We start from the raw sequence: 18,836 nt of genomic DNA, 5'->3' as shown, positions 1-18,836 counted from the left end.
AATACAATGGCAGAGGCATACAGACAGGCCGGAGTGGATATTGAAGCGGGTTACGAGGCGGTAGACAGAATCAAAAAGCACGCATTGCGTACACGCCGTCCCGAAGTCATGGCAGGCCTTGGCGGCTTTGGGGCAATGTTTGACTTGTCCAACCTGCCGTACAAGGAGCCGGTTCTGATTTCCGGTACGGACGGAGTGGGCACAAAGCTTATGGTGGCAATCATGATGGATAAACATGATACCATTGGAGTGGACGCTGTGGCGATGTGCGTGAATGACATCGTGGCACAGGGAGCCGAGCCGCTGTACTTCCTGGATTACATCGCATGCGGAAAGCTGGATCCAGCAAAGATTGAGGATATCGTCAAAGGAGTTGCCGATGGCTGTGAGCAGGCAGGCTGTTCCCTGATCGGCGGAGAAACGGCAGAAATGCCCGGTATGTACAGCAATGGAGATTATGACCTTGCCGGTTTTTCAGTCGGCGCTGCAGAAAAATCCAGACTCATTCACCCGGATCTTGTCAAAGAAGGAGATGTTCTCATCGGACTTGCTTCCAATGGCATCCACAGCAACGGCTATTCGCTCGTGCGCAAAGTCCTTCTTGAAACAGGCCAGCTGGATCTGGAGAGCAGCTTTGGAACGGACGGAAAAACATTGGGCGAAGAGCTGCTGGCTCCAACGCGCATTTATGTAAAACCGCTGCTTAACGCTTTTAAAAACTATCAAGTTCATGGGGCGGCTCATATTACGGGCGGCGGATTTGAGGAAAATATTCCGCGCATGCTTCCGGAAGGACTGGCAGCTGAAGTGGATTACGGCTCATGGCCCATTCCAGCTATCTTTGAAACCATCGAACAAACAGGGGGCATCGGAAGAAAAGAGATGTTCAACACGTTCAACATGGGTATCGGGATGGTGCTTGCTGTTGATTATGAGGAATCCTTTGATGTCATTAAATCGCTTGAAAATGACGGAGAAAAGGCGTTTGTCATCGGCCGCGTGAAAAAGGGCGAAGGTGTCCAGTTCGGCGGCGGTGAGCTTAAATGAAGAAAATCGCCATCTTTGCATCAGGAAGCGGCTCCAATTTCCAGGCGATCATCGATGCTATAAATGAAAAGAAGCTGGAAGCGGACGTTTCGCTTCTGGTTTGCGACAAGCCGGGTGCGCGGGTAGTAGAGCGCGCTGAACAATCGGGAACAGAAACGTTTGCGTTTTATCCAAAAGAGTTTGAATCAAAAACAGCGTTTGAGACGGAGATTTTAAAGCAGCTGAAAGAAAGAAACATTGAATTTATTGTGCTTGCGGGTTACATGCGCCTGATTGGCTCCACTTTGCTTTCTGAATATGAAGGGCGCATCGTCAACATCCATCCATCGCTCCTGCCGGCATTTCCGGGCAAGGATGCGGTCGGACAGGCATTGGACGCAAAAGCAGAAGTAACCGGTGTTACTGTACATTATGTGGACAGCGGAATGGACACAGGCCCGATCATCGCACAGAAAACCGTGCCGATCAATAAAGAGGACACACGGGATACACTGCAGGAGCGGATCCAGCAGGTCGAGCATCAATTGTTTCCAAGTGTGCTGCATCAGCTATTCAACCAAGAGAAAGTAGGAGGCGTATCATTTTGAGCATCAAACGAGCATTAGTATCAGTTTCCAATAAAGAAGGGTTGGTTCCTTTTGTTCAGGCGCTGGCCGAACAAGGCGTGGAAGTGATCTCCACTGGGGGAACAAGCAAAGCATTGCAGGAAGCTGGTGTAAAGGTAACCGGTATATCCGAAGTAACAGGCTTTCCGGAAATCATGGATGGACGCGTAAAAACTCTTCATCCGATGATTCACGGCGGCCTTCTTGCTGTTCGCGGCAATGAGAGCCACGTTCAGCAAATGGAGGAGAACGGCATCTCCCCGATCGATCTTGTTGTGGTTAACCTTTACCCGTTTAAAGAAACCATTGCCAAACCAAATGTAGCCTTTGAAGATGCCATTGAAAATATTGATATCGGCGGACCAAGCATGCTCCGCTCAGCTGCGAAAAACCATGCGTATGTAACGGTTGTCGTTGATCCTGCGGATTACTCCAAAGTGCTTGAAGAAGTTCAGCAAAACAACCAGGTGTCCGATGAAACACGGAAAAAGCTTGCGGCAAAAACATTCCGCCATACAGCGGCTTACGATGCGCTGATCGCAGAATACCTGACCAACATGGTGGAAGAGGAAAATCCGGAATCATACACAGTTACCTACGAAAAGAAACAAGACCTTCGCTATGGAGAGAACCCGCACCAAAAGGCGGCATTTTACAAAGCGCCGCTTGGCACGAAAACATCGATTGCCCAGGCGGAACAGCTTCACGGCAAAGAGCTTTCCTACAACAACATCAATGATGCGGATGCTGCGCTTCAAATCGTACGAGAATTCACCGATCCCGCTGTTGTAGCGGTAAAACACATGAATCCGTGCGGCGTTGGTACAGGAAGCTCTGTAGAAGAAGCGTTCTCTAGAGCATTTGCGGCTGACCCTGTTTCCATTTTTGGCGGCATTATCGCATCCAACGTGGAAATCAACGGTGCGGCAGCCCAAAAAATGAGCGAAATTTTCCTTGAAATCATCATTGCACCATCGTTCAGTGATGAAGCAAAAGAGATTTTAACCAAAAAGAAAAACATCCGTCTCCTTACATTGGAGCTCGGTGAAGATAAAAAGCAGGAGAAAAAGCTGACCACAGTACGCGGCGGTCTTCTCGTTCAGGACGAGGATGCGTACGGGCTTGATCAAGCCAACATCTCCGTTGCAACCAAGCGTGAGCCAACCGAAAAAGAGTGGGAAGACTTGAAGCTTGCGTGGAAAGTGGTTAAGCACATTAAATCCAATGCGATCGTTTTAACAAAGGATCAAATGACCATCGGTGTCGGCGCGGGCCAAATGAACCGTGTGGGCGCGGCAAAAATCGCGATTGAACAGGCCGGAGAAAAAGCGCAGGGAAGCGCTCTTGGATCAGATGCCTTCTTCCCGATGGACGATACCGTGGAAGCGGCAGCCAAAGCAGGAGTCACTGCCATCATCCAGCCGGGCGGATCGGTAAAAGATGAAGATTCCATCAAAAAAGCAGACGAATACGGCATCGCTATGGTCTTCACCGGCGTACGTCACTTCAAACATTAATATCTGTACCAAGGAGGAGACAAGCATGAACGTTTTGGTAATTGGAAAGGGCGGCCGTGAGCATGCCATCGTATGGCGGTTTGCGAATAGCCCGAGCGTAACAAACGTGTACGCCGCACCGGGCAATCCGGGAATGGCGGATATTGCGGAATGCGTGAATATCGAGGAAAGCGATCACGAAGCGCTTATTGCGTTTGCTAAGGAAAATGACATCGCGCTTACCTTCGTTGGTGCTGAAGTTCCTCTTTTAAACGGGATCGTCAATGACTTTCAAGAAGCAGGTCTTGTCGCTTTCGGTCCGTCAAAGGAAGCGGCACTGATCGAGGGAAGCAAATCATTTGCGAAGGATCTCATGGACAAGCATGGCATCCCGACAGCAAAATCAAAAACGTTTACTTCTTATGAAGAAGCAAGAGCATATTTGAAGGAGCAGGGAGCGCCCATCGTTTTAAAAGCGGACGGACTTGCGGCTGGTAAAGGCGTGATCGTGGCCATGACCGAAGAGGAAGCAGAAAATGGCCTTGATGAAATGCTCAACCAGGCCCGTTTTGGGGAAGCAAGTGCTTCTGTCGTGATGGAAGAGTACCTGGAAGGCGAAGAGTTTTCATTCATGGCGTTCGTGAACGAAGAGAAGGTTTATCCGATGGTGATTGCCCAGGACCACAAGCGTGCGTTTACTGACGACAAAGGCCCGAACACTGGAGGAATGGGTGCCTATTCACCGGTTCCGCAGATTCCGCAATCTGTAGTGGAGGAAGCTCGGAAAACCGTTCTTGACCCCGCTGCCCAGGCGATGATGAAGGAAGGCCGTCCGTTTACAGGAATCCTGTATGCCGGTCTTATGCTGACCGCTGACGGTCCGAAGGTGATTGAGTTCAACGCCCGCTTTGGCGACCCGGAAACACAGGTGGTTCTGCCGAGGCTTCAAGGTGATTTTGCAGAGATCCTGCTGGGCATTCTTCGAAAAGAGGAAGTGGAACTGAGCTGGAGTGACGAAGCAGTCATCGGTGTGGTTCTCGCCTCTGGCGGCTATCCTGATCAATACGACAAGGGCATTGCCATCAATGGACTTGAAAGCCTGAAAGAGACGACACTTTTGTTCCATGCCGGAACGAAACTGGCAGGAGACCAGCTTGTAACAGATGGCGGACGGATTCTTCTGGCGGCTGTAAAAGGAACAGACCTGGCCAGCGCCCAGGAAAACGTTTATGCCGAAATGCAGAAAATCAGCTGCAGCCAGTCCTTTTACCGGACGGACATCGGTTCAAAAGCTATTTCACGCGCCGCTTTTTAACCACAGCAAAGAGTATGGCGATGATGCCGCCGATGAGCGTGGCATACACGAAAATGGTATCCATAAGAAATTCTTTCATAGCTGTCCCTCCTTGCAGAAAACTCCCCTTGAGTGGGGAGTTTTTTTGTGCTTTGATTATTAGTTGCTCAGGAAAAGTTGTGCGGTAAATTCTTCATTGATCAGTTGGTTGGAGTGCAAGGTGCGAGACTCCTCGAAAATGAAAATACATTTTCTTCGTGCGATGTATCCCTGCCGAAGCCTTCCTTGTCCTCCAGGATGTGCGTGACAGGTGAGACTACGCAGGCGCTGGCGCCGAGTAGGCTCAGCGCACGCCCTGCGAAAGTAGGCGCTGGCGCCGGTAAAAGTTAGCGACCTGGAACGGAAATCAACTACCCTCAAAAGCAACAGGGATTAACTTAAACGAACTTTTTTAGCTTGGGTTAATCGGGTTGCCTTCTTTGGTGATGTCATTGAGGTCCATGTCCTTCAGCTCGGTGCCTTGTTTGACCATTTCGGTGACGGGGCAATAACGGAGAATCCCTTCAGCTACTTTCATGGCGGCAAGGATCATCATGAATACGTAGGAGCCCTTCCATGGTTTGCGGGTATATTTCGCGGTAAGCATGGCGAGCATGGTTAATCCGCACACGATGCGGATCATGGCGTTAAGGATGCCGATATTCTGTTTCATAGCGTAATTTTCCTTTCTGTAGTGAAATTTAAGTGTTTGGAGTTATGACACACATTCAGCGCAAATGTATGGTATCCTTGAGAAAATGTAACTTACAGAGAAAAAGGTGAAACAAGCACATGTCTAACCAGTTTTTAGTTTGGTCCAAGGTGGAATTGCGCCGCCATCAGGCCGTTATTCTCGGCGAATTGGCTCCCACCATGGTATTGAAGAATGCAACGTATTTAAATACTGCCCGGCATTGCTGGACTAAAGCGAATATATGGATCTACGATAACCGCATTGTATATGTGGGGGACAACATGCCCCAGGAGACTAACGGCACCGAAATGGTGGAGCTCGATGGGAAATACGTCGTACCCGGATACATTGAGCCGCATGCACACCCGTTTCAACTATATAATCCCCAGACGTTGGGCGATTATGCGTCATTTCGCGGTACAACTACATTCATATGCGACAACCTCAAACTTTTTTTATCAACGCCAATTACGAAAGCGCTTTCTCTTATGGAGGACATGAATAAGCTGCCATACACCTACTATTGGTGGTGCCGGTTTGATTCACAGTCCGAGCTGTTAAATGAAGATTCGCTGTTCTCATTAAGCAATGTGAAAAAAATGCTGTCCTCTCCGTATGTCATTCAGGGGGGAGAACTGACGAGCTGGCCAAAAGTGATTCAGGGGGATGATAACCTTCTGCATTACATGCGTGAGACCCGAAGAGCAGGAAAAAGGGTGGAAGGGCATTTGCCGGGAGCTTCTGAGAAAACCCTCACCCAAATGGCTCTTCTTGGGGTCGATTGCGACCATGAAGCAATGACCGGGGAAGAGGCGATGATGAGGCTGAATCTCGGATATACCACGTCACTCAGGTATTCATCCATTCGCCCTGACCTCCGTCAGATCTTAAGGGAAATGAAAGAGATCGGTGCGACTCATTTTGACCGAGTAATTTTTACAACCGATGGCTCCACACCTGCTTTTTATGAAGACGGTGTGACGGATACAATGATTTCCATTGCGCTTGAAGAAGGCATTGACCCGATTGATGCGTATAATATGGCCTCCTATAACATAGCAAGATATTACGGCAAGGAGCATATACTCGGAATGGTCGCGCCTGGAAGAGTGGCTCATCTTAACATTCTGGATTCTGTGCAGCATCCGAGCCCTGATTCCGTGCTCGCAAAAGGACAATGGATCAAGCGAAACGGGAAAGCTGTGAAGGAGAGCACTTCATTTCCATGGAATGATTATGGAATGGGTCCTCTTGATCTGAACTGGGATTTAACATTGAAGGATTTTCAGTTCAGCTCACTGGCCGGAATCGAAATGGTAAACTCCGTCATTACGAAGCCGTACCATATTAGTCTCAATCCAACAGCTGAAAAGCTCGATGAGGATCACGATGAGTGCTTTTTCATGCTGGTCGACAAAAAAGGCAAATGGAGAGTCAACACGCTTCTCAAAGGATTTGCCACCGGTGTATCCGGATTTGCCAGCTCGTACTCCAGCACAGGAGATATCCTTTTAATCGGGAAAAGCAAGCGCGACATGCTGGCCGCGTTTAACCGCATCAAAGAAATGAAAGGCGGCATCGCTCTTGTAGAAAATGGAAGCGTTGTCAGCGCGATCAGGCTTCCAATCTCAGGAGGAATGTCTCCACTTGCGGTCGAAGAACTTATAGAGGAAGAGAAGAAATTAACATCAGAACTCCGAAAACGCGGCTATGCGTTCGAGGACCCGATCTACAGTCTGCTGTTTTTTTCATCCACACATCTGCCGTATATCCGGATTACACAGCTGGGTCTATATGATGTGAAAAAGAAAGTCATACTCTTTCCTTCGATTATGCGTTAAACTAAAGAAGTAAAGTGTTTCAACCACTTCAGGCCGGGGGGCCATAAGGGGGCAGGGGTGCCTTATGAGAAAATGGATGCTTGGTATTTGTGCTGCGTTCTTGATTCTTGGAGGAACCGGGTGCCAAAAGGAAGAAAAACCAACGGCGCAGGAAACGAAGCCTGCGCAGCCGGCAAAAAAGCCGGAGAAAAAGGAAGAAAAAAAGGAACACTTAAATATTTTTCCGCTGACGGGGTTAAAAACAAAGAAACCGAACGATGCCAGAGTGTATTCAGTGATGGTAAACAATCATGAGCGTGCGCGGCCGCAGTCGGGGCTTCATAAGGCGGACCTTGTGTATGAAGTGCTCGCAGAAGGAAATATCACGCGGTTTCTTGCTGTTTTCCAGAGTGAGCAACCGAAAGTGATCGGTCCGGTACGAAGTGCACGTGATTATTTTATTGAGCTCAGCCAGGGATATCATTCGTTTTATGTGCATCATGGCTGGAGCCCTGATGCGAAGAGGATACTGTCTGGAAAGAATAGCAAGGTAGACTCGTTGAACGGACTTTATTATGATGGGACGCTTTTTCACCGGGCAACGTTCCGCCAGGCGCCTCACAATTCATACATCACCTACGAGGACCTGATGACAGGTTTAAAGAAGAAAGGGTATGACGATAAAGATAAAATAAAGCCGCTTCCTTTCTTAAAACCAAAGGAGATTAAAGGGCTTTCCGGTGACAAAGCGGATCAAGTTCTGATAACATACAGTCAAAATGAGACGGTTGGGTTCAACTACAACCCGTCGACGAAACGCTACGCCCGGTCCAGCGACGGAACACCGACAACCGATCTTGAAACAAAGACGCCAATTGAGGTCAATAATGTGTTTATTGTTGAGATGAAGCACAAGATTATCGACAGCTATGGACGCAGAGCCATCGATCTTACATCCGGCGGCAAGGGTCTTCTCATACAGCAGGGAAAAGTGAGGGAAGTTACCTGGAAAAACAAAGACGGCAGAATTATTCCGTCAGGCACCGGGTTTGTTCCCGGGAAAACCTGGATCAATATAATTCCGACGCAGCCAGGAATCAGCAAGAGTGTTTCTATTGAATAGAGCAGAAGGAGTGCTAAATCTATGCAAATTGATAAATTAAGGGGTAAAGCGCTGGATCAGCTGTTTGAAGCGGTCCTTTCGCTGAAAGACCTTGAAGAGTGCTACATGTTCTTTGATGACTTATGCACAATGAACGAAATCCAATCGCTGGCACAGCGTCTTGAAGTAGCTCGCATGCTGCGTGAAGGAAAAACTTATCACAAGATCGAATCCGAAACCGGTGCTAGCACAGCAACCATTTCACGTGTCAAACGCTGCCTCAACTTCGGCAACGATGCCTATCAAATGGCACTTGACCGCGTACACGGTCAGGAAGAAACAAAATAAATTCACAATCACCTTGTGATTGCGGCCCGAGTTATGGACTCCTTGCTAAGTCCGTTATTCGGGTTTTTTTATGTGCTTGTTTTTATTGACGAAAGGTTGGAAGGGTAGTATAGTTTATCTTGTTAAACTGTTTAAGTGGATAAACGAGGTGAAAGTAGTGGAGCAAGGTGATTATATTAAAGAGGCATACGACTTTTTTGATCAGGTGAATGCTCATTTATTGAAGAATTATTTCTCATCGTTAGATTATGAGATTACTCCCAAGCAATTTTTAATTCTGGACCGGGTACATAAGCATCAGCCGGTAAAGGTGCAGACGATCGCCGAACAGCTGAACTTTTCGATGAGCTCCACGAGCCAGCTCGTAAGCAAGCTCGAACAGGAAGGATATGTTGTTCGAAGCATAAACCCTCAAAATCGGAGGGAAATTTTTTTGACGCTTGGAGAAAAGGGAATTCAATATTATGATGAGTATGATCAGATCGATCAGTTTGTGATCGAGAGGTTCTTTTCCCAATTGACAGTAGAAGAAACAAAGCAATTAAGGGACATTGCCGGAAAGCTCCATAGCATTGTAACGGAGGAGAAAAAGGCTGTCACCCATGAATAAAAAGGGTCATGCCCGATGACGGCGTTAAAGGATATCGTCATCGATTGGCTTCTATCATACGGGCAGCTAGCAGTTATGATCAGCATTTTCATGAATGTTGTGATCAGCGTGCTAGGGGTTGTACCGAGTGTGTTTTTGACGGCCGCCAATCTGGCTGTTTTCGGTCTCTGGCCAGGAATGGCTGTATCCTTTATCGGAGAAGCCGTAGGTGCTGTCGTTTCTTTTGTTCTATACAGAAAAGGGTTTCGTAAAGCTGTGGAGTGGAAGGCAATGAATCATCCGAAAATAAAACAACTGCTCGAGGCAAGGGGGAAAGAGGCATTTTTACTGATTCTCGCGCTTCGTATTTTGCCCTTTATGCCATCGGGTGTAGTGACATTTGTGGCGGCTGTCGGTAAAGCCTCTCTATGGCTGTTTGTGCTCGCCAGCTCCATCGGAAAGATCCCGGCGATTTTGATCGAGGGATATTCAGTTTACCAGCTCATCCAATGGTCATGGGAAGGAAAGCTTGTGGCCACCATCATGGCAGTTTTTTTATTGCTTTGGTGCTGGAAAAAGCTAAGAACACCGTGACTGGACGATTTTTCAGTCGTGAAAGGATTGTAAAACAAACATGATAAACTACGTACTAAAGCATGTAATCAGGCTTTTGCCGCAAAATGCAATTTCCCGAACGGCGGGAAAATGGGGGCATTCGTCCTTCAGCCGGCACATCATTAAACCATATAGCGCAATTTATAAAATCAATAAAGATGAAGTCGAAAAACCGCTTGGTGAATATCCAACATTTACGGCGTTTTTTACCCGCAAACTGAAGGAGGAGGCGCGTCCGATTTCATCAGGCACCGATACACTGGTCAGCCCGGTGGATGGAAAAGTGGCCCAATTTGGCACCATTACAAAAGGGGCGCTTATTCAGGCCAAAGGCATCAACTATACGGTGGAGCAGCTTCTCGGATGCACGTCCGAGATTTCAGATCGTTTTGAAGGCGGCACGTTCCTCACCATCTATCTCAGTCCGCGTGATTATCACCGGATCCACATGCCGCTGCCAGGCAAGCTGACCAAGGCGACCTACCTGCCGGGACGGCTGTTTCCGGTAAACCGGATCGGTGTTGAACACGTCCAGGGTCTGTTTACCAAAAACGAGAGGCTGATCACATACGCCGATACACCGGCGGGTGAAATGGCGCTCGTCAAAGTCGGTGCATTTGTGGTTGGAAGCGTGCGTGTGCCGTATGGCGAGCACGCAACCAATGTAAAAAACGGCCGCGCCTACTCCACCGAGCTTCCGTATGTTCCGTTTAAAAAAGGAGAAGAAGTCGGATTGTTCGAATTTGGCTCCACCGTCGTCCTGTTGTTTGAAAAGGATCACATTTTATTAAGTGATAAAATACAGCCAGATGCTCATCTCAAATACGGAGAAGCCATCGGCACGTATCGTTAATAAAAGAACCTGTACTGCCTGAGTGCGGTGCAGGTTTTTATAATGCTATCTTTGGTTAATATTGAGGATAATTTTCCTGGAACGGAAATCAGCCACAATCAAGTGCCACATAAGATTACTAAATAAATCTTTTGTAAGCATCATCTTCGTTTTCGCTAGTGATAATATTTTCCAATCATGGTATCATTTCAATAGCATGTCCGAAAAGGACGTGAGACGGCCGAACACTATAGTCAAGGATTTGCCAGAAGGATTGTCAATCTGGCAGAAGAACGAACCAATTCAAAACGGGAAGTGAAAAACTTGAAGAAAAGTATTGTCGTTTTTGATTTGCTGTTTTATTTGATTATACCTTACCTGATCTGGAACCAGGGGAGAGACATGCTTGGGGATTATTATGCCATTCTTCTTTCGTCAGTTCCAGGTTTTATCTATACCATTTACCGGTTTGTGAAGGAAAAGCAGTTCAATGTCACCGGGATGTTTATCCTGTTTTCCCTGTTTGCCGGAACAACGATTGACCTTTTGTCGGGATCTGCAGGAAGAATGCTCTGGAACCAGGTGTTCTTCGGTGTCTTCATGGCACTGCTTATTTCCTCGACGATCTTCATCAAGCAGCCGCTCGGCATGCATTTTGCCGTGGACATTGCTTACCTTCAGGGAGAGCCGCGTAACGAAACTCAGGCACTGTACCGCAAGCCGGAGTTTTACAAGCTTTTTGTCTGGCTTACCGCCCTGTTCGCGTTTCGCAGTCTGTTCCAGGCCGGGTTGAAATCCTACCTGCTGATGGAATATGGCGTGAAAAAGTATGATTTTATTTTATTCGCAATGAAGATTTCGGGCTGGATTTTTGGCGCCCTGATTACCGCAGGATTTGTTTTCATTTCAGTCAAAATCTACAACTATCATGAGAAGAACAAAGGAACGGAGGAACCGGGCAGCAAGATTCAGACCGAACCCAAGATTTAAGTTTTGGGGAATGCCCAGTCCTCTGCCAGCATGCCGTACAGCGCGACATTCACGAAATGATCGTACAGCCACTCGGCCTGCCGGAGTTCTCCTTCCTGCTTAAAGCCAAGCCGTTCGGCCACCGAGCGGCTTCTTTTGTTTTCTAAGGCAGCCTTTAACTCCAGCCGGTTTAAACCAAGCGTGCCAAACGAATAGTCCACCATGGCGCCGCACGAGCGGGTCATAATTCCCTTCCCTTCAAAATCCTTGCCCAGCCAATATCCAATGTTTGCAGAATAATTATTCCACTTGATATCATACAGAGCCAGGGAACCCGCCGGAATGCCGCGGTACCAGATCATGGTTACAAGATCTGTAGAATCGGCGTATTTTTGATTGGCAAGCTTGATGAAAGCTTTCGTATCCTTGAGCGTTCTTGAATAATCCACCCAGCCCAGCCAGTTTCGAAGGTGATCCCTGGAATGCTCCGTAAGCTGAAAGAGAAGCTGGGCATCCCTTTTTTCGAGCAGCTTTATGGAAATTTCCTCATCGACTTGTAAAAAAAACATACACATTCTCCTGTTCATCACGTGTCGTAGCGAGGCATAAGATTTAATTTTTCGTGTAAGCGTTGTTTCACAGTGTGAAAGATGAGTAGCCCTATAATTTTTGATATAATGGCAAAAGGTATAAAGAGTGAAAACCAGCCCGGGGTGTCCCGGTCGAAAAATAGATAGGTTTTAGGCTTGGCATCATTCAGTTTCAAGAGCGTTTCAGCTTTAGTCATCATCCAGCTTCAACGCTCAAAAGCTCGGCCGTTTCACTCTCTCCCAAAATACAAAAAGCGTATTTGGGGTCGAGAGCTCCAACGTCTGCCGCTTTTAAACGAGCGTTTCAGCTTTAGTCATCATCCAGCTTCAGCAGCCAGTGCCTCGGTCGTTTCACTCTTACACCTCAACACAAAAAGCGTGTTGCTTTGTAAGAGTTCCAACGCCTTTCGGCCCTAAGCGGCTGCTTCAGCTTTAGTTAACTAGGAGGATTTATGAATTTTGATTATCGGGTTTGGAAGCATGTGTTTAAGCTGGATCCCAATAAGGAAATTTCCGATGCGGACCTTGAAGCGGTCTGTGAATCGGGTACTGATGCTATTATTGTGGGTGGGAGTGACGGAGTAACACTTGATAATACTCTTGATCTGATGTCCCGTGTGCGGAAGTATGCCGTTCCCTGTGTGCTGGAGGTGGCCACGATTGATGCCCTCACACCAGGCTTTGATCTGTATTACATTCCGACGGTGCTAAACAGCAAGGATGCGAGCTTTATTGTTGGCCTTCAGCATGAGGCCGTGAAGGAATACGGCGATCTGATGAACTGGGATGAAGTTATAACAGAAGGTTATTGCATTGCCAATCCCGATTGCAAAGCCGCCGAGTTTTCAAAAGCGGATGCAAGTCTTTCATTGGAAGATGTTGTAGCTTATGCGCGCATGGCGGAAAAAATGTTCCGGCTGCCTATCTTTTATCTGGAGTACAGCGGAACATACGGCGATATTGAAGTGGTAAAAGAGGTCAGAAAAGTTCTCGACCGTACGAGGTTTTATTATGGAGGCGGCATTAAGAGCGCCGAGCAGGCCAGGGAAATGGCGATGTTTGCCGACACGGTTGTGGTCGGAAACATCATTTATGAAAATGTACAGGCCGCACTAGAAACAGTAAAAGCTGCAAAAGGATAATTGAATACAGCTTGGGAATCCTTTATGATAGATGTAAGAACAAACGTTTGGGGCAGGTGAATGGTAAATGAGTATGAAACAGATGATTGAACAGTTGCTCACGGGGCTAAACCCTGAGCAAAAGGCAGCGGTAAAGCATACAGAAGGACCGCTTTTGATCATGGCGGGAGCGGGAAGCGGAAAGACGCGGGTGCTGACCCACCGCATCGCTTATTTAATGATGGAAAAAGAGGTGGCGCCATGGAACATCCTGGCGATCACCTTTACGAACAAGGCAGCACGGGAGATGAAGGACCGGGTGGCATCCATTACCGGACCGGTTGCGGAGGACATTTGGATTTCCACATTCCACTCGATGTGTGTGCGGATCTTGCGCCGTGATATCGACCGGATCGGCATCAGCCGGAACTTCTCGATTCTCGATTCTACCGATCAGCTTTCGGTTATCAAGAATATTTTAAAAGACAAGAACATTGATTCCAAAAAATTCGAGCCTCGAAGCATCCTGGGCTCCATCTCATCGCTGAAAAACGAGCTGAATACCAGCAGCGACTTTGCAAAAACGATGAACGGGCCGTATGACACAGTCGTGCATGAGGTATACCAGGAATATGAAAAACGTTTGAAAAAGAACTCTGCGCTCGATTTTGATGATTTAATCATGACAACGATCCATTTGTTTAAACGCGTGCCGGAAGTGCTGCAATTCTATCAGCGCAAGTTCCAGTACATTCATGTGGATGAGTATCAGGATACGAACCGTGCGCAGTATATGCTCGTCAATATGCTGGCGGACCGGTTCCGCAATCTTTGTGTGGTCGGGGACTCTGACCAGTCTATTTACGGCTGGCGCGGGGCAGACATCGCGAACATTCTTTCCTTTGAAAAGGATTATGATGATGCCATGGTGGTTCTTCTTGAACAAAACTACCGTTCGACCAAAACCATTCTTGATGCGGCGAACAAGGTGATCGAAAACAACTTTAACCGCAAGCCGAAAAACCTGTGGACCGACAAAACAGGAGGCCAGAATATCACCTATTACCAGGGGGATAATGAGCACGATGAAGGCCATTATATCGCTGGTAAAATCCGTGAAATGACAGCCGGGGGCCCGCGCAAGTGCTCGGACATTGCCATCCTTTACCGGACGAATGCACAGTCCCGTGTAATTGAGGAAATTTTGATCAAGTCGAACATTCCTTATAATATCGTCGGCGGCATCAAGTTCTATGACAGAAAAGAGATTAAGGATATTCTGGCGTACTTGAGACTGATCGCAAATCCTGACGATGACATCAGCATGATGCGTATTATAAATGTTCCAAAGCGCGGAATTGGCGCGTCCACCGTTGATAAAATTTTGCATTATGGTGCAGATAACGACCTTTCCATGTACCAGGCGCTTCAGGAAGTGGAGCAGATCGGCCTGCCAGCCCGCTTTACCAATGTACTGCGGGAGTTTTCCGAGCTGATCACGAACTGGACCCGGATGCAGGAATTCCTTTCGGTGACTGAACTTGTGGAAGAAGTGATTGATAAAACCGGCTACCGTGACATGCTGAAGGCGGATAAATCGCTTGAAGCAGAAAGCCGCCTGGAGAACATTGATGAATTTCTTTCCGTTACCCAGGACTTTGAAAAGAGCCAGGACGATAAAAGCCTTGTGGCCTTCCTGACGGACCTTGCACTGGTGGCTGACATTGACCGCCTCGATGAAGATGAAGGCGACAAGCCAAAGGAATCTGTCGTTTTAATGACCCTTCACTCTGCCAAAGGGCTTGAGTTTCCGGTTGTGTTCCTCATGGGTCTGGAAGAAGGCGTATTCCCGCACAGCCGCGCGCTGTTTGAAGAAAGTGAAATGGAAGAAGAGCGCCGTCTGGCTTACGTGGGAATCACCCGTGCTGAGGAGGAGCTGTTTATGACCAATGCACGGATGCGCACCCTCTTCGGCCGTACAAACATGAATCCGGTTTCCCGCTTTATCGGTGAAATTCCGGAAGAACTGCTTGAATCCGAGCAAAAGGAAAAAGAAGCGTCTCCAAGCTGGGGCAGAGCTTCACGCTCCAATGCAGCGCCGTCCTTTATGAGACAGCCGGGAGTGAAGAAAACGTCTCCGGTTTATGCATCTTCCGGCGGTGAAAACGCGGACTGGAAAGTCAGTGACAAGGTAAAACACCGTAAATGGGGAACCGGAGTCGTCGTCAGCATGAAGGGCGAAGGCGACTCTGTCGAGCTTGATATCGCATTCCCTCAGCCGGTGGGACTCAAGCGTCTGCTTGCCAAGTTCGCACCGATTGAAAAAATATAGAGTTTAACGCGAAAGATTGAAGGAGTTGAAAGATTTGAACGAAGAGCATGCCAGCCAACGGGTGAATGAATTACGTGAGCTCCTTGAAAAATACAGCTATGAATATTATGTCCTCGACAAGCCGACCGTTCCTGATTCGGAGTACGACACATTGCTGAAGGAACTGATTGAACTTGAAAACAACCATCCGGAACTGCGGGACGAGCATTCCCCGACAGTCCGGGTGGGGGGACAGGTTCTGGACTATTTCAGAAAAGTACAGCACAAGGTGCCGATGCTCAGCCTTGCCAACGCCTTTAATGAAGAAGATTTGCGTGACTTTGACCGAAGAGTGCGCAATGGCGTGGGTGACAATGTGACCTATGTTGCCGAACTGAAAATTGACGGCCTTGCCGTGTCCCTGACGTATGAAGAAGGACGCTTTGTGCTTGGTGCCACCCGCGGCGATGGAACAACCGGCGAAGACATCACGAATAACCTGAAAACCATCCGGTCCATTCCTCTTCGTATCAAGAACAAGGATTTGTCGCTTGAGGTGCGCGGAGAAGCCTATATGCCGAAACGCTCCTTTCAGAATCTGAACGAATCCCGCCAGGAAGAGGGGCAGGAGCTTTTCGCCAATCCGAGGAATGCGGCAGCCGGCTCTCTCCGACAGCTGGATCCCAACATTGCTGGCAAGCGGAATCTGTCCATTTTCGTCTATGGCATTGGCCAGCTTTCGGGCCATTCGGTTGACTCACACAGTGAGAGCCTGAAGTTTTTACAGAACCTTGGCTTCAAAACCAATCCGGAGTGGCATCATTGCCAAAATATCGATGAAGTTGTTGAGTTTGTCAGAGGCTGGGGAGAACGCCGGCCGAATCTAGACTATGAAATTGACGGCATCGTCATAAAGGTAGATTCTCTGCATCAGCAGGAGGAGCTTGGGTTTACGGCGAAAAGCCCCCGCTGGGCGATCGCCTACAAATTCCCGGCAGAAGAAGTGGTCACACAGCTGGAAGGAATCGAGCTGAACGTCGGACGCACAGGGGTGGTTACACCTACCGCTCTTTTAGCTCCCGTAACCGTGGCCGGAACGACCGTCAAACGGGCTTCACTGCATAATGAAGACTTGATCCGTGAGAAGGATATTAAGATCGGCGATTTTGTGGTGTTGAAAAAAGCGGGAGATATCATCCCGGAAGTGGTAAATGTGATTGTGGACCGGCGAACAGGCGAGGAAAAGGATTTTCACATGCCGACCGAATGTCCGGAGTGCGGCAGTGAACTGGAGAGGCTGGACGGAGAGGTGGCGCTTCGCTGTCTGAATCCGCAATGCCCTGCGCAGATTCGTGAAGGGCTGATTCACTTTGTTTCCCGTAATGCCATGAACATTGAGGGGCTTGGTGAGAAAGTGATTGCCCAGCTTTTCAGGGAAAATCTTATCCAGGATGTAGCCGATTTGTATACATTGAAGAAGGAAGAGCTGCTGAAGCTCGAGAGAATGGGTGAAAAGTCGGTTGACAACCTGCTTGAAGCTATAGAAAAATCGAAAGAGAATTCGCTCGAAAAGCTTTTGTTTGGACTTGGTGTCCGCCATGTCGGAGCGAAAGCTGCCAAGACGGTTGCCCAGGTATTTGAAAGTATGGATCGTTTAATGGCGGGCACGAAGGAAGAACTGGTGGCCATTGATGAGGTCGGCGAAAAAATGGCTGATTCGATTGAAACCTATTTTAACAAACCGGAAGTTGCTGAGCTCATCTCCGAGCTTAAGGAATATGGCGTGAATATGGAATACAAAGGGCCAAGGGTCATCCGTGCAGAAGATGTGGATTCTGTTTTCGCAGGAAAAACGATCGTTCTGACCGGAAAGCTTTCTATTTTAAATCGGAACGAAGCAAAAGAAAAACTGGAAGCGCTAGGTGGAAAAGTGACCGGAAGTGTTTCTAAAAGCACCGACCTGCTGATTGCAGGGGAAGATGCAGGCTCCAAATTGGACAAAGCGCAATCCCTGGGTGTAGAGGTTTGGACGGAACAGCAATTTATTGAGGAGCTTGAAAAATAAAGAATAGCTCTGTTCCATCAAGTTATATGGAGGAGTGTTTTACCATGATAAAACGGATCAGTCTGATCCTGTTAAGCTCCCTTTTACTCCTGACCGGCTGTCTGAACAGAGACAAGCTGCAAAAGGAAGAGGAAGTTGTTAAGAAAAAAGGGAAGACCGAAGAAAAAGCCATCATCACTGGGGAAATCAACACCGGGGAGAAGTACTACCGAAGCATCGTGCCTTTTGAGCCTGGCGGCGCCCGCGGCCTGATTAAGTATGGCGTGGACAACCGTCTGGATATCAATGAGTTTGAGCTGGGTCTTATGAGAATCGCCCAGGACGACTTCAGTACAGATAAGTATTACTACCAGGAAGGCCAGTATCTGTCTTCCACAACCGTCAACAACTGGCTGAAGCGTTCAGACGAAAAGGCGGAGAAAAACAGCAAGAGTGACATGGCGCAAAAAGGGCTCAACCCGGCTCTTGGCGTGAAAAAGGATGCTCCGTACAAGCAAGTAATGGATGCCGAAGACAAGCATCCCAAATACTTATCTTATGTTCTTGAACAGAATTACCTGACTCAAAGCGGAAACGACAAAGTGAAGCTTGGCGGCCTTGTGGTAGGTCTTTCGTTTAACTCTACGTACTATTACAAAGCAACCGACAGCGCCGGACTGATTTACAACGGATCCAAGAAACTGCAGGCAAGTGATGTGGCCCAGGAAGCAAGACAGATGGGGCAGCAGGTTGTGAAACGTCTGCGCCAAAATAATTCATTGAAGAATGTGCCGATCACAATCGCTCTTTATCAGGAAGCCGAAAAGGAATCGGTTACACCGGGGCACTTTTTTGCAAAAGCGGAAGCAGGATCAGGCAGCAACCAGCTCGGCAGCTGGGACAAGATTGATGAGAGGTACTACCTGTTTCCATCGAAAGAAGCCACAGCATCCAAAAGGGATGATGCGGAGAAGTTTAATAACTTCAAATCTAAAATCCAGGATTACTTTCCGAACTATGTAGGTGTCATTGGTAAAGCTCATTATCATGATGGCAGCCTCGACCGGATGGATATCGATATTCCGATGCAATTCCAGGGAAAAGCTGAGGTTATTTCGTTTACACAGTATGTAACCTCTTCCGTTATGAAGGAGCTTCCAAACGTGCCGGTTACGATTAACATCCAATCGGCTGTTAATGAACCGGAAGCTTTGATTGTCCGGGATGATGCGAGCGGAGATCCAAACGTGCATATTTATAGATAGCAATTGAGACAGACCTTTGATGCAGCGGGGTCTGCCTTTTTCTATCTGCATACTT

18 protein-coding genes are annotated in these 18,836 nt (G+C 47.9%); 15 read left to right on the top strand and 3 right to left on the bottom strand.

Translation table 11 applies throughout. The annotated features are described in order from the left end of the window. The first annotated feature begins 6 nt into the window (after positions 1–6). The 4 genes from purM to purD are packed head-to-tail and all read left to right on the top strand — an operon-like array spanning position 7 to position 4,463. Positions 7–1,047, top strand: coding sequence for a phosphoribosylformylglycinamidine cyclo-ligase (gene purM, locus QYB97_RS12000; RefSeq protein ID WP_301166242.1), 1,041 nt, complete (start codon positions 7–9; stop codon positions 1,045–1,047). Next, positions 1,044–1,634: a phosphoribosylglycinamide formyltransferase gene (purN, locus tag QYB97_RS11995; RefSeq protein WP_301166241.1), complete on the top strand. Its 591-nt coding sequence runs from the start codon at positions 1,044–1,046 to the stop codon at positions 1,632–1,634. Before purM ends, purN begins: the two co-directional genes overlap by 4 nt. Next, on the top strand, positions 1,631–3,169 hold the full coding sequence (purH, locus tag QYB97_RS11990; protein WP_301166240.1) for a bifunctional phosphoribosylaminoimidazolecarboxamide formyltransferase/IMP cyclohydrolase: 1,539 nt from the start codon (positions 1,631–1,633) through the stop codon (positions 3,167–3,169). Before purN ends, purH begins: the two co-directional genes overlap by 4 nt. 25 nt (positions 3,170–3,194) lie before the next feature. Next, a complete protein-coding gene (gene purD / locus QYB97_RS11985) occupies positions 3,195–4,463 on the top strand; it encodes a phosphoribosylamine--glycine ligase (protein WP_301166239.1) in 1,269 nt (422 codons plus the stop codon). On the opposite strand, the gene QYB97_RS25210 is transcribed toward purD, so the two are convergent. Further along, positions 4,441–4,542: an EYxxD motif small membrane protein gene (locus QYB97_RS25210; protein ID WP_338082342.1), complete on the bottom strand. Its 102-nt coding sequence runs from the start codon at positions 4,540–4,542 to the stop codon at positions 4,441–4,443. The genes purD and QYB97_RS25210 overlap by 23 nt on opposite strands. A 351-nt stretch (positions 4,543–4,893) precedes the next feature. After that, positions 4,894–5,154 carry a YgaP family membrane protein gene (locus QYB97_RS11980; protein WP_301166238.1) on the bottom strand — a complete coding sequence of 87 codons (261 nt, stop codon included), beginning with the start codon at positions 5,152–5,154 and terminating at the stop codon, positions 4,894–4,896. 119 nt (positions 5,155–5,273) lie between these two features. Between QYB97_RS11980 and QYB97_RS11975 the strand changes: the two genes are divergently transcribed. The 7 genes from QYB97_RS11975 (at position 5,274) to QYB97_RS11945 (ending at position 11,471) form a co-directional block, all read left to right on the top strand. Next, positions 5,274–7,016 (top strand): adenine deaminase C-terminal domain-containing protein, encoded by a 1,743-nt coding sequence (locus tag QYB97_RS11975; RefSeq protein WP_301166237.1) that lies wholly within the window; start codon positions 5,274–5,276, stop codon positions 7,014–7,016. A 64-nt stretch (positions 7,017–7,080) separates the two neighbouring features. Then, positions 7,081–8,118: a DUF3048 domain-containing protein gene (locus QYB97_RS11970; RefSeq protein ID WP_301166236.1), complete on the top strand. Its 1,038-nt coding sequence runs from the start codon at positions 7,081–7,083 to the stop codon at positions 8,116–8,118. Between the two features lie 21 nt (positions 8,119–8,139). Continuing rightward, positions 8,140–8,445: a YerC/YecD family TrpR-related protein gene (locus QYB97_RS11965; RefSeq protein ID WP_090239925.1), complete on the top strand. Its 306-nt coding sequence runs from the start codon at positions 8,140–8,142 to the stop codon at positions 8,443–8,445. A 157-nt stretch (positions 8,446–8,602) separates the two neighbouring features. Then, positions 8,603–9,055 carry a MarR family winged helix-turn-helix transcriptional regulator gene (locus QYB97_RS11960; protein WP_301166235.1) on the top strand — a complete coding sequence of 151 codons (453 nt, stop codon included), beginning with the start codon at positions 8,603–8,605 and terminating at the stop codon, positions 9,053–9,055. Between the two features lie 15 nt (positions 9,056–9,070). Beyond that, positions 9,071–9,628 carry a TVP38/TMEM64 family protein gene (locus QYB97_RS11955; RefSeq protein WP_301166234.1) on the top strand — a complete coding sequence of 186 codons (558 nt, stop codon included), beginning with the start codon at positions 9,071–9,073 and terminating at the stop codon, positions 9,626–9,628. A gap of 40 nt (positions 9,629–9,668) precedes the next feature. Next, on the top strand, positions 9,669–10,502 hold the full coding sequence (gene asd / locus QYB97_RS11950; RefSeq protein ID WP_301166233.1) for an archaetidylserine decarboxylase: 834 nt from the start codon (positions 9,669–9,671) through the stop codon (positions 10,500–10,502). Positions 10,503–10,796: 294 nt separating this feature from the next. After that, complete coding sequence (locus QYB97_RS11945) at positions 10,797–11,471, top strand: VC0807 family protein (protein WP_425589794.1); 675 nt, start codon at positions 10,797–10,799, stop codon at positions 11,469–11,471. Here the strand turns inward: QYB97_RS11945 and QYB97_RS11940 are convergent. Continuing rightward, a complete protein-coding gene (locus tag QYB97_RS11940; RefSeq protein WP_301166231.1) occupies positions 11,468–12,019 on the bottom strand; it encodes a GNAT family N-acetyltransferase in 552 nt (183 codons plus the stop codon). The two genes, QYB97_RS11945 and QYB97_RS11940, sit on opposite strands and share 4 nt — an antisense overlap. 473 nt (positions 12,020–12,492) lie before the next feature. Here QYB97_RS11940 and pcrB point away from each other — a divergent pair, with 473 nt between their 5' ends. The 4 genes from pcrB (at position 12,493) to QYB97_RS11920 (ending at position 18,781) form a co-directional block, all read left to right on the top strand. After that, positions 12,493–13,182 carry a heptaprenylglyceryl phosphate synthase gene (gene pcrB, locus QYB97_RS11935; protein WP_301166230.1) on the top strand — a complete coding sequence of 230 codons (690 nt, stop codon included), beginning with the start codon at positions 12,493–12,495 and terminating at the stop codon, positions 13,180–13,182. A gap of 73 nt (positions 13,183–13,255) precedes the next feature. After that, positions 13,256–15,493, top strand: coding sequence for a DNA helicase PcrA (pcrA, locus tag QYB97_RS11930; protein ID WP_301166266.1), 2,238 nt, complete (start codon positions 13,256–13,258; stop codon positions 15,491–15,493). A 34-nt stretch (positions 15,494–15,527) separates the two neighbouring features. Continuing rightward, positions 15,528–17,537 (top strand): NAD-dependent DNA ligase LigA, encoded by a 2,010-nt coding sequence (ligA, locus tag QYB97_RS11925; RefSeq protein WP_301166229.1) that lies wholly within the window; start codon positions 15,528–15,530, stop codon positions 17,535–17,537. A gap of 44 nt (positions 17,538–17,581) precedes the next feature. Next, positions 17,582–18,781, top strand: a complete 1,200-nt coding sequence (locus QYB97_RS11920) for a CamS family sex pheromone protein (protein WP_301166228.1) — start codon at positions 17,582–17,584, stop codon at positions 18,779–18,781. Positions 18,782–18,836: the final 55 nt, after the last annotated feature.

The sequence above is a fragment of the Fictibacillus fluitans genome (genome assembly GCF_030418125.1).
Classification (GTDB): domain Bacteria; phylum Bacillota; class Bacilli; order Bacillales; family Fictibacillaceae; genus Fictibacillus_C; species Fictibacillus_C fluitans.
Note: the sequence above shows the minus strand (reverse complement) of the source record. Positions and strands in the feature narration are given on the sequence as shown.